Source organism: Candidatus Zixiibacteriota bacterium (genome assembly GCA_040752815.1).
Taxonomy (GTDB): domain Bacteria; phylum Zixibacteria; class MSB-5A5; order GN15; family FEB-12; genus JAGGTI01.
In genome coordinates, this window is sequence record JBFMGC010000029.1 from 25,298 (window position 1) to 35,847 (window position 10,550).

6 protein-coding genes are annotated in these 10,550 nt (G+C 59.4%); 3 read left to right on the plus strand and 3 right to left on the minus strand.

The features are described 5' to 3' along the window. Nucleotides 1–33 precede the first annotated feature (33 nt). Nucleotides 34–3,222, plus strand: coding sequence for a PEP/pyruvate-binding domain-containing protein (locus AB1772_08475; protein ID MEW5796385.1), 3,189 nt, complete (start codon nucleotides 34–36; stop codon nucleotides 3,220–3,222). Nucleotides 3,223–3,227: 5 nt separating this feature from the next. Here AB1772_08475 and AB1772_08480 read toward each other — a convergent pair whose 3' ends face one another. After that, the gene (locus AB1772_08480; GenBank protein ID MEW5796386.1) at nucleotides 3,228–4,079 is read right to left on the minus strand and encodes a bifunctional methionine sulfoxide reductase B/A protein; all 852 of its coding nucleotides are present in this window, start codon (nucleotides 4,077–4,079) and stop codon (nucleotides 3,228–3,230) included. 277 nt (nucleotides 4,080–4,356) lie between these two features. Between AB1772_08480 and AB1772_08485 the strand changes: the two genes are divergently transcribed. Next, nucleotides 4,357–4,749, plus strand: coding sequence for a hypothetical protein (locus AB1772_08485; GenBank protein MEW5796387.1), 393 nt, complete (start codon nucleotides 4,357–4,359; stop codon nucleotides 4,747–4,749). Between the two features lie 72 nt (nucleotides 4,750–4,821). Here AB1772_08485 and AB1772_08490 read toward each other — a convergent pair whose 3' ends face one another. After that, nucleotides 4,822–7,905, minus strand: a complete 3,084-nt coding sequence (locus AB1772_08490; protein MEW5796388.1) for an efflux RND transporter permease subunit — start codon at nucleotides 7,903–7,905, stop codon at nucleotides 4,822–4,824. Then, a complete protein-coding gene (locus AB1772_08495) occupies nucleotides 7,902–8,987 on the minus strand; it encodes an efflux RND transporter periplasmic adaptor subunit (GenBank protein MEW5796389.1) in 1,086 nt (361 codons plus the stop codon). Before AB1772_08495 ends, AB1772_08490 begins: the two co-directional genes overlap by 4 nt. A gap of 453 nt (nucleotides 8,988–9,440) precedes the next feature. On the opposite strand from AB1772_08495, the gene AB1772_08500 reads away from it, so the two are divergent. Continuing rightward, nucleotides 9,441–10,499 carry a hypothetical protein gene (locus tag AB1772_08500; GenBank protein MEW5796390.1) on the plus strand — a complete coding sequence of 353 codons (1,059 nt, stop codon included), beginning with the start codon at nucleotides 9,441–9,443 and terminating at the stop codon, nucleotides 10,497–10,499. The last annotated feature ends 51 nt before the right edge of the window (nucleotides 10,500–10,550 follow it).

The following is a 10,550-nucleotide window of genomic DNA, read 5'->3' on the forward strand; positions in this document are numbered from 1 at the left end:
CCAACCCGGCCCCGTTATTATTGTTTACCAGATATGAGCGAACCGGTGTTGCCCGAACAGAATTCCGACGGTGACCTGCTCGGCCAGTTGCAGAGCCAGGCGAGGGAGCTCGACTGCTTGTATCGGGTCGAGGAGGCCCTTGGGCGTCTCGAGGAGACGATCGAAGACGTTTGCCCGCGCATAATCGAGGCGATTCCCCCGGGCTGGCAGCATCCGGAGGCCTGCGTGGCGCGCATCAAGATCGGCGACCAGATCTGGACATCGCCGAATTTCATCGAGACTGCCTGGGGGCTGCACGCCGAGATTAACTCCAGCGGCAGGCCGGTAGGGCGGGTGAGCGTCTACTACATCCACCGTACACCCTCGGGCGAAAACGGGCCGTTCCTAAAAGAGGAGGCTCGCCTGCTGAGGACGATCGCTACTCGAATCGGACAGCGGCTTTCGCACCAGCGGGTGCGCGAGTCAGCGGTCCAGTTCGGGAGGCACGATCCTGAACCGCAGCGCGAAGAATGGCGGATCGTTCTACAAATGCTGGAGCAGACCGACCGCAGCCTCTACCTCCGGGTGGTGCGCCGAATGCTCAACCATCTCTGCTGGAGCGGCGTGAAGGACGCGGAGTCACTGCTCGAGGGATTTGCCAAGGACGTAGCCAAGGCCGAGGATGTCCTTCGGGGGGAGTGGAACCAGCCGCATCGCCTGCAGACAATCCATTTCAGTTCCGCGCTGGTATCCGAGGTACTTCGTATCGCGGCCGAGAACCTGACAGAAGAGGACGCGCTTCGCCTGGTCCAGAAATGGATTCAGGAAGACAAACTGTCTTACCTGGTGCAGGTAGTGAATCGCAACCTGTCGCTCTCGGATGTAGCCGATGCCATCCGCAGGTACCATCACCTGGCCGATGAGGTTGGCGATACGGTTTCGCCGAACAAGCGCGGAATCGAAGTGTCGCTTATCCGGCGGTTGCTCTCCGATCAGCTGCAGTATATCAATGTCGCCAAGAACTTTATCGAGGTGCGCGACTTCTATCAACTGCTCAGCCGGGTCGTGTATACGTCGAGCAGCCAGGGCAGACTGGGCGGCAAAAGCGCCGGGCTTTATCTGGCAACTCAGATCCTGAAAAAGAAAGCGGCTCGCAATGAGCTCTTGGCCGACGTGCGCGTGCCGCGCACATGGTACGTAGCGTCCGATTCGCTCATCCACTTCATGCATTACAACGACTTCGACGAGGTGGTCGAGCAGAAATACAAACCGCTCAGCCAGGTGCGTTTCGAGTATCCTCATATCGTGCAAACGTTCAAGAACGCGCACTTCCCCGCGGATATTGTCAATGGCCTCTCGGTGGCGCTCGACGAACTGGGCGAACGTCCGCTTATCGTGCGCAGTTCCAGTTTGCTCGAAGATCGCATCGGTGCTGCGTTTTCCGGCAAGTACTGCAGTCTCTTTCTGGCCAATCAGGGACCCAAGCGAAAACGGCTGGAGGCACTGCTCGATGCGATCGCCGAGGTGTACGCCTCGATGTTCGGCCCTGACCCGATGGAGTATCGCGCTGAACGCGGATTGATCGACGTCAACGAAGAAATGGGGATCATGATCCAGGAGGTGGTCGGAAATCGGGTGGGCAAGTACTTCCTGCCGACTGTCGCCGGGGTGGCGTTCAGCAACAACGAATTCCGGTGGTCGCCGCGAATCGACCGTGAGGACGGCCTTCTGCGCCTGGTGCCCGGCCTGGGCACGAGAGCGGTGGACCGCCTCAACGATGACTATCCGGTTCTTCTGGCGCCTGGGAATCCGTCGATACGCGTCACCACCGATCCCGAAGAGATTGCTCACTATTCGCCGCGGCGACTCGACGTGCTCAATCTCGAAACCAACGCCTTTGAGACTATCGATCTGAGACACTTCCTCGAGAACGGCGGCGAGGAGCTGCCGGGCATTCACGACATGGTTTCGCTGTACGAGTTCCACCACCTGCGGACCCCGTCGCCCATGCAGACCGAGCTCGGCCCCGGCGAAGTGGTGGTGACTTTCGACGGTCTGGTGAAGCGCACCGATTTCTGTCGCGAGGTCAAGGCGATTCTGGACACACTTCGCGAAACGCTGGGCGTGCCGGTGGATATTGAGTTTGCCAGCGACGGCCGTCACTTCTACTTGCTGCAATGCCGACCGCAGAATCTATCCGGCTCGGACGCGCCCGCGGCCATTCCTCGTAATGCGCCCGCGCATGACATCCTGTTCACGACAGGTAAGCACATCGGCAACGGCCAGGTGCCGAACATCACGCACATCGTTTATGTCGAACCGCACCGGTATGCGGCGCTGGAGACGCGCTCGGAGATGCTGGAGGTGGGCCGGGCGGTGGGGTATCTCAACAAGCTTCTGCCCAAGCGGCAGTTCGTGCTGATCGGTCCCGGGCGCTGGGGCAGCCGGGGAGACATTCGCCTTGGTGTAAGTGTCACCTACGCCGATATCAGCAATGCCGGCTGCCTGATCGAGGTGGCGCGCCGTCGCGGTTCATACATTCCCGAGTTGTCATTCGGAACGCATTTCTTCCAGGACCTAGTCGAGACGGGAATCAGGTATCTGCCGCTGTATCCCGACGAGGAAGGGACTATATTCAACGAGCATTTCCTGTTGTACTCGCACAATTCACTGGTCGACCTGGCGCCCGAATTTGCCCAGTTGGGCGACACGGTGCGGGTGATCGATGTGCCGTCGGCATCGGGAGGCAAGGTGTTGAATATCCTCATGAACGCCGACATGGGTATGGCCATGGGGGTATTCGAGGGTCAGGCCAGCTGGGTTCGGCCGACCGCCGCCGAGGAACTGGCCGAACCGGTGTCAGGCGAGCGCCATTGGCGCTGGCGAATGCAGATGATCGAGCGGCTGGCGCGGCAGCTCGACGCTGATAAGTTGGGGGTGGTCAATCTTTACTTGTTGGGCAGCACCAAGAACGCCACCGCCGGGCCGAGCAGCGATGTAGATCTGATCGTGCACTTCCGCGGTGAGCCGCAACAGTTAGAGCAGCTAAAATGCTGGTTGGCGGGATGGAGCCAGTGCCTGGCGGAGGCCAATTACATTCGAACGGGCGTGCGATCCGACGGGCTGCTTGATGTGCGCGTGGTCACCGATGACGACATCGCACGTCAGAATGCGTGGGCGGCGAAGATCAGCGCGCCGAGCGATGCCGCCCGGCCGCTGCCGATCAGGCGCAAACGCGAATAGCGCGGCTAAAACCGCTTCGTGTAGATATGGCAATAGGGGGTCTTACCGGTGCGATCGTAGTAGTCCTGATGATAGTCCTCCGCCGGCCAGAACGATTCGGCCATCGCTAATTCTGTGGCGACCTTGTACCCTCTGCCCTTGAGTATGTCAATCAGCTTCTGCGATGTCTGTTTCTGGGCATCGTCGGTATAGAATATCGCCGAGCGGTACTGATCGCCGACATCGGGTCCCTGGCGATCCACTTGGGTGGGATCATGAATCTCAAAGAACAGCCTGGCGAGGGTTTCAAAATTGGTTTTGGTCGGATCGAACACAACTTCGACCGTCTCGGCATGGCCGGTGTTTCCGGTGCAGACCTCTTTGTAGTCCGGATTATCCTTTGAGCCGCCCATGTAGCCGACCCGGGTACTGATGACACCGTCTGCTTCTTTCAAGAGATGCTCGGTCCCCCAGAAGCAACCTCCCGCGAAATAGGCAGTGCCGGTTTTGGCGGTCGAGGTTGCCGGCACGAAGTTTAGCGAGATCGAATTGACGCAGTGGCGCGTGTCCTTTTCGGTGAAGCGCTCGCCGAAAAAGACGTGCCCCAGGTGCCCGCCGCAGCGGGCGCAGGTGATCTCGGTCCGGTGACCGTCGGCATCCACGGACTGCTTCACAGCACCGGCTATGGCGTCGTCGAAACTGGGCCAGCCGCAGCCGGAGTCGAACTTATCGGTAGAGTTGAACAGGGCCGCGCCGCACTGCTTACACGTGTACGTGCCGGATTCGTGATGGTTGCAGTACTGCCCGGTAAACGGGGCTTCGGTGCCTTTATGAACTATAACACGTTCTTCGGAGGGGGTCAGCTTGTTAAGCGTCATACTCTCACCCTTGCTGTTTTCGCTGCGCAGGCCCTTGCTCGCGGCCAGAAAGAGCAAGCCCAGCAGGACTACGACATAGCCGATGATTCTGATCTTGGTGGACGGCATAAATGCTCCTTCAGAATCCAAGACAATTTGTCTCGACGATTTGTTCCCGCGCCAATCGAATAGGTTCGGGTTATCGTAGTACTAATGTCGAGTTCATGCCGGGCACCACGCTGGTTGACATGTCCCTGGACGACAAATAGTTTTGTATCCGAATTAAGGAGTTTCGCGAATGTATAGCGCCGGTGGAGCGGCGGCCGCAGCGGCGAAACGGCGCCGCGAGCAAAAAGAGGAAGAGGAAATGACCCGGTATAACAGCGGTGATCTATCCGGTTGGGAATTCAAAATCGTTCGCTCTGCCACGGGCCGGTTTTCCAGCCGCGAAGCGGTTCAGAGCCTGTGTGCCGAGGAAGCCCGAGCGGGATGGGAGCTGCTCGAGAAATTCGACAACAGTCGGATCAGATTTAAGCGGCGGATCGAACGTCGCGCTCAGGATCAGACGCTGGCGGTTGACCCGTATCGCACGCATGTGGGGATCAGCGAGGGCGGACTGGCGTTCGTGATTATAGGGGTCATTGTTGCCGTGGCGCTGGCGGCTGTGCTGGTCGGTTCCGCCATGAAATGATCGAGTGTGGCTCGGCTATAGTAGGCAGCCAACGGCTTGCTGTGGGTTTGTCGATTGTTCCCAACCCGACATTTACTCTACTGCCACCGGTTCGGTGACAGGGACCTGAGTAGGTATCTTCTCTCGCGAGAGATAGGTGTACAGCGCAGGGATAACGTAAAGAGTCAATCCGAGTGAGAATAGCAGTCCGCCGATGATTACTATACCCAATGAGACGCGGCTCCTCGCGGCGGCGCCCAACGCCAGCGCAATCGGCACGGCGCCGAATGCAGTTGCCAGGCTGGTCATCAGGATCGGGCGGAAGCGCTGAGCGGCGGCATCGATAACAGCTTCGCGCAGTCTCAATCCTTGCGTCTTGCGCTGATTGGCAAACTCGACTATGAGGATGCCGTTCTTCGTGACAATCCCCACAAGAGCAATCACGCCGATTTGGCTGAAGATATTCAGCGTCTGCCCGAACAGCCAGAGCGAAAGAACCGCGCCTGCCAGAGCGAGCGGTACGGTGAACATGATGATCAGTGGATCGCGGAAGCTCTCGAACTGAGCGGACAGAATCAAGTAGACCAAAGTCAAAGCCAGAAGAAACGCGAACATCAGCGTATTGGAGCCTTCGGCATAGTCTTTGGCTACACCGGCCAGGCTGGTAGAGAATGACCCGTCCAGCATGTTTGCGGCGATTTTGTCCATCTCTTCTATCCCGTCACCAAGAGTGTACCCCTTCGCGGGCGACGCGCTGATTGTGGCCGCCACGTAACGGTTGTAGCGGTACAACTGCGGCGGATTGCTGCGATACGACAGTGTCACGACATTATCGAGCTGGACCAGGTCGCCCCGGTTGTTGCGGACATAGACGGAACTGAGGTCCATAGGTTCGTCGCGATCCGGGCGATCAGCCTGCGCGATCACGGAATACTGTTTACCGTTGAGAATGAAATAGCCGTAGCGCTGGCCGCTAAAGTATAGCTGAAGGGTTTCGGCGATATCACGAATCGTTACCCCGAGGGCGCGAGCGCGGTCACGGTCAATCCGGATGGTCATCTCCGGCTTGTTGAACTTGAGGTTGACATCAACCACCTGGAAAACCGAATCGGCCTGGGCTGCCTTTAGGAATTCAGGGACAGCCGCTTTGAGTCGATCGAGCGTGGGGGCTTGAATAACGTATTGAACTGGCAGGCCACTGCCGCGCCCGCCGCCGATGGTTTGCTCCTGAGTGACGTAGGCGCGCGCAAAGGTCTCGCGTCGAACTCTCGCGGTGAGGGCGTCGGCCACCTCCTGTTGGGTGCGATCGCGCTGGTCTGGTGAGATCAGGTTGATTCTCACAAACCCGCTGTTGACCGCGCTGGTAGCGCCAAATCCGGGCGCGGTCACCGACATGATGGCGTCCCGTTCGGGCAGCGTATCCACGATGCTTATCAGCCGTCCGATATAGTCGGCCATCGCCTCATACGATGTCCCCTCCGGAGCGGTGGCGTTGACTACCAGGCGGCTGCGGTCTTCCATGGGGGCAAGTTCCGATGGCAGCAGCGACCCGATGCCGACGATTATAGCCACCGACAGCGCCATCACCGTAGGCGCGAGCCAGCGTCGCCGAATGAATATGTCCAGCGTGCGACGGTACCCGGCCTGCAGTTGATTGAACATCCGCTCGCTCCATTCGAACAGACGATTGTTGTGCTCGCTCCTGTGGAGCGTGCGGCCGCTCATCATGGCAGTCAGAGTCAGGGAGACAAACGCGGAGATCAGCACCGAGCCGGCTACAACGACTCCGAATTCCCGGAACAGGCGGCCGGACAGACCCTTCAGAAAGATAATCGGCAGGAAGACCGAGGCGAGTGTAACCGTAGTCGAAATGATGGCGAAGTAGATTTCCTTCGAACCCCTGTGTCCGGCCTCGCGGGGAGGCATCCCACGCTCGATTTTGCTGTAGATATTCTCCATCACCACGATAGCGTCATCGACCACGATACCGGTCGAGAGCACGATTCCCAGCAGGGTGAGGATATTGATGGAGAAGTCGGCCAGGTACATGATGAAGAAGGTGCCAATAAGCGAGATCGGGATAGCCAGCATCGGGATGATAGTCGTGCGCCAGTGGCGCAGGAAGACGAAAATCACGAGCAGCACCAGCAGGAAGGCGATGCCGATAGTTTCGGCCACCTCGGTAATAGCCCGCCGGATATTGGCGGTGGTGTCCATCGCGACTTTATATTCGAGATCGGGCGGTACATCGCGCTTGATCTGTTCGACCCGGCGGTAGAATTCATCGGCGATAGCGATATGATTCGACCCCGGCTGCGGCGTAATTGCCACCGCGACCATGGGCACGCCCCGATTTCCGCGCAGCAGGGTGCGTTCGTTCTCCGGGGCGAGCACCGCGCGGCCGACATCGCGAAGTCGGACCAGTGAGCCCTTCTCCTCTTTGATAATCAGGTCATTGAATTCATCGGCGGTGGACATCCGTCCAAAAGTGCGAATGGACAACTCGGTGTTGTAACCCTCAATCCGCCCCGAAGGCAGCTCGACATTTTCACGGCTGAGCGCGTTGCGAATGTCGAGCGGTGTCAACCCGTGCGCCGCGAGCCGGGCCGGATCGATCAGCAGCTTCATGGCGTATCTCTTCTCGCCCCAGATACGGATTTCGCTGACCCCCGGAATGGTCTGAAGGCGCTCCTTGAAGACGTCGTTGGCGATGGCGGAAAGCTCCAGAAGGCTGAGGCGGTTGCTTCGGATAGTCAGGGATACGATCGGGCTGGCGTCGGCGTCGGACTTGGCCACCACCGGCGGGTCGACATCAGCGGGCAGACTGCGAAGTGACCGGGACACCCGATCGCGTACGTCGTTGGCCGCGGCTTCCATGTCGACGCCCAGCTCGAACTCGACTGTAATCGTGCTGCGGCCATCGGCGCTGGTCGAACTCAGGGTACGTATCCCCGCCACACCGTTAATCGATTCCTCGAGCGGCTCGGTGATTTGCGATTCGATCACGTCGGCATTGGCCCCGGTGTAATTGGTAGTGACAGTCACAATCGGCGGGTCGACACTGGGAAACTCGCGCACGCCGAGGAACAGGAAGCCGACCCCGCCGAAGAGCAGAATCAGCAGGGAGAGCACGGTGGACAGGACCGGTCGCTCAATGCAGGTCGAGGATAGATTCATAGGGCAGGACGCGGCTTTTCGCCTGAGAGGTTAATCTGGACCGGCATCCCTTCAGTCAGTTGCAACAGGCCCGTGACCAGGAGGGTGTCGTTAGGGCGGAGGCCGTTTGTGATCTGCGTACTTTTCTCGGCCCGAAGTCCGGTTTGGACTCTCACCGCCTTGGCGACGCCATCAACACAGACGAAAACTTTCTCCCCGCTGAGGTCCGGGATAATCGCCTGCGAGGGGACCACAATCGCATCCGGTATTCGTTCGAGCGTAATCCCCACCCGGGCAAACGATCCGGGAATGAGCTTCTGGCCGGGGTTGGCGATCGTGGCGCGCGCCTTGATCGTGCGGGTGCCGGGGTCGACTTTGGATTCAACCGCGTAGATCGTGCCGGAGACGGATTCGTCGGATTCGCCGGTCTGCACCGTGACCTCGGTTCCCCGACGCAACAGCAGGGCGTATTTCTCCGGCACCGTGAACTCGACTTTCATCGGGTCGATGTCCTGCATGGTCGCCGCCAGCATATTGGGGGAGACGTACCCGCCCTCGCTGACATAGCGAAGCCCGACTACCCCGTCGAACGGAGCAACAATCTCTGTCTTGGCCAGTTGCGATTCGATCAGTTCCTGCTCGGCTTTGATCATGTTCAGCCGATTGAGCGATTTGTCGTAGTCCTCGCGGCTGATGCCGCTTATATCGAGCAGCGCGCGCTGGCGGCGTTCCTCGTCGGCGGCGAGAGCCTGCTCGAACTCCTTGCGCTTGAGCTGAGCCTGCAGTTCACGGTCGTTGATTTTCAAAAGCACCGTGCCTTTGGCGACCCGGCTTCCCTCGCTGAAGAATATCCCCGTGACTCGACCGGAGATTTCGGAGCGTAGTTCAACTTCTTCGTTAGCGAGAAGGGTGCCGGTGGCGGTAATGCGGTTTTCGAGGGGTTGAGGCTGCAAGATAATGGCGTCGACCGGTGTGCCGCCGCCCCCCGGCCGGGCGCCACTCCCCGGTTTTGATTGACCTTCACCACAGCCGCCGGGCGCCAGCATCATGAAGGCAGCCGCCGACGCCGGGGCAAGGGAGCGCATTAAGCGTCTGATAATCATATCGTTATTCCTAAGAAGGTACAGATTATACAAGAAGTTCCGCCAAAGGGACAGGGGGAATTGCGGCCGGGCCCAGCCGTGAGCACACCGCGGCGCAGGCCGATAGCATATCGTGGGTCAATGTAGCGCGAGAGAAGTCTAGATCCCGCCCGCAAGCGGGTGGGCCACCGGGGCGTCGGATCCATGACCTCACCAAGTGCCCGGCTCGCCGCGCCGGGCAGCGAGGCCGCCGTACTCCGCAAAAAATGCACTCGCCGCAGGAATAATAGTTGACAAAGACTGCCCACAAAGTTATCCTTCACCCTGCATTAGGATCATGAATCAAACCGAATCGTCACCTGAGTCTCCGGCTCACTGCAGGCCCGAGCGTTTTGGGCATTGGCCAACGTTGGCGTCAAAATGCTGTTCACCCATAGAAGTCACAGGTAACCCTACACCCAAAGGAGTTCGCGTATGCTCTTTTCTCGCCTGAGCAAGTACTCTCTGACAGTGATGGTTCTGGCGATTGCCACCAGCCTGGTCTGGCTGGGCTGCTCGCAGGAGCCGACAACGGCGCCGGATTACGATCCGGCCGGACTGTCATCGGCGGCGCTCTTGCCGCCACAGGCGGCTGATGTCGCCAAGGTTATGGCGGTGCAGAACCGCCACGCGGTCGATCTGGAGAAGATCGAAGGTGTTTTCGGCACAGCTACCGGTATGGACGTCGACGGCAAGGCGGTATTGCTGGTATTGACCGACCGTCCCAACAACTCGCGGATACCGGCCTCGGTCGAAGGCGTCGCGGTGCGCCGCCTGGTGACTGACCGGCCGGAGATGTTTGCCCCTGTCGATTTCAAGAAGCGGGCCACTCGTCCGGTTCCGATGGGATACTCGGTCGGCAACTACACCGTGTGTGTGGCCGGGACTTTCGGCTGCGTGGTCTACCGGGGCGGCAATCCCTTTGTTCTGTCCAACAACCACGTGCTGGCTCGCGAGAACGCCGCCTCCATCAATGAGCCGGTCGGCCAGCCCGGACTTTACGATAACAAGCCGCAGTGCTCCGGCTTCTGGGCCGACACGATAGGCCACTTGGCCGACTTTGTCCAGGTACAGACCGGCTCGAATGCTAACAACACCGTGGATTGCGCGATTGCGGCGACCAATTTCTCGATGGTTCAGTGCTCGACCCCGAATGGCTTCTACGGCCAGCCGAACACCCAACTGGTGAACGCGTCGCTGAACCTGCCCATTCAGAAAGTGGGCCGCACCACCGCTCGAACCACCGGCACCGTAATCGGCATCAACGCTACGGTAACCCTCACCTATGCCGGTGCGAATACCCGATTTGTGGATCAGGTACTGACCTCGGCGAGCTTCTCCAAGAGCGGGGACTCCGGCTCGTTGATCGTCACCAACGACGCTAACGCCAACCCGGTGGCGCTTCTGTTCGCCGGTAACCGCCAGGGGTATACCTGGGGCAACCGTATCCAAAACGTGACCCAGGCGCTGAACGTCACGATTTGCGGCAAGTAGAATCTGTTTTCCTTTCGATTCCCGGAGCGAGAGGCCGACCGGCCTCTCGCT

Bases quoted from the DNA above. Each gene is read 5' to 3' on its own strand.
- AB1772_08475 (MEW5796385.1), top strand. From the start codon at position 34: ATGAGCGAACCGGTGTTGCCCGAACAGAATTCCGACGGTGACCTGCTC.
- AB1772_08495 (MEW5796389.1), bottom strand. From the start codon at position 8,987: ATGATTATCAGACGCTTAATGCGCTCCCTTGCCCCGGCGTCGGCGGCT.
- AB1772_08485 (MEW5796387.1), top strand. From the start codon at position 4,357: ATGTATAGCGCCGGTGGAGCGGCGGCCGCAGCGGCGAAACGGCGCCGC.
- AB1772_08500 (MEW5796390.1), top strand. From the start codon at position 9,441: ATGCTCTTTTCTCGCCTGAGCAAGTACTCTCTGACAGTGATGGTTCTG.
- AB1772_08480 (MEW5796386.1), bottom strand. From the start codon at position 4,079: ATGACGCTTAACAAGCTGACCCCCTCCGAAGAACGTGTTATAGTTCAT.
- AB1772_08490 (MEW5796388.1), bottom strand. From the start codon at position 7,905: ATGAATCTATCCTCGACCTGCATTGAGCGACCGGTCCTGTCCACCGTG.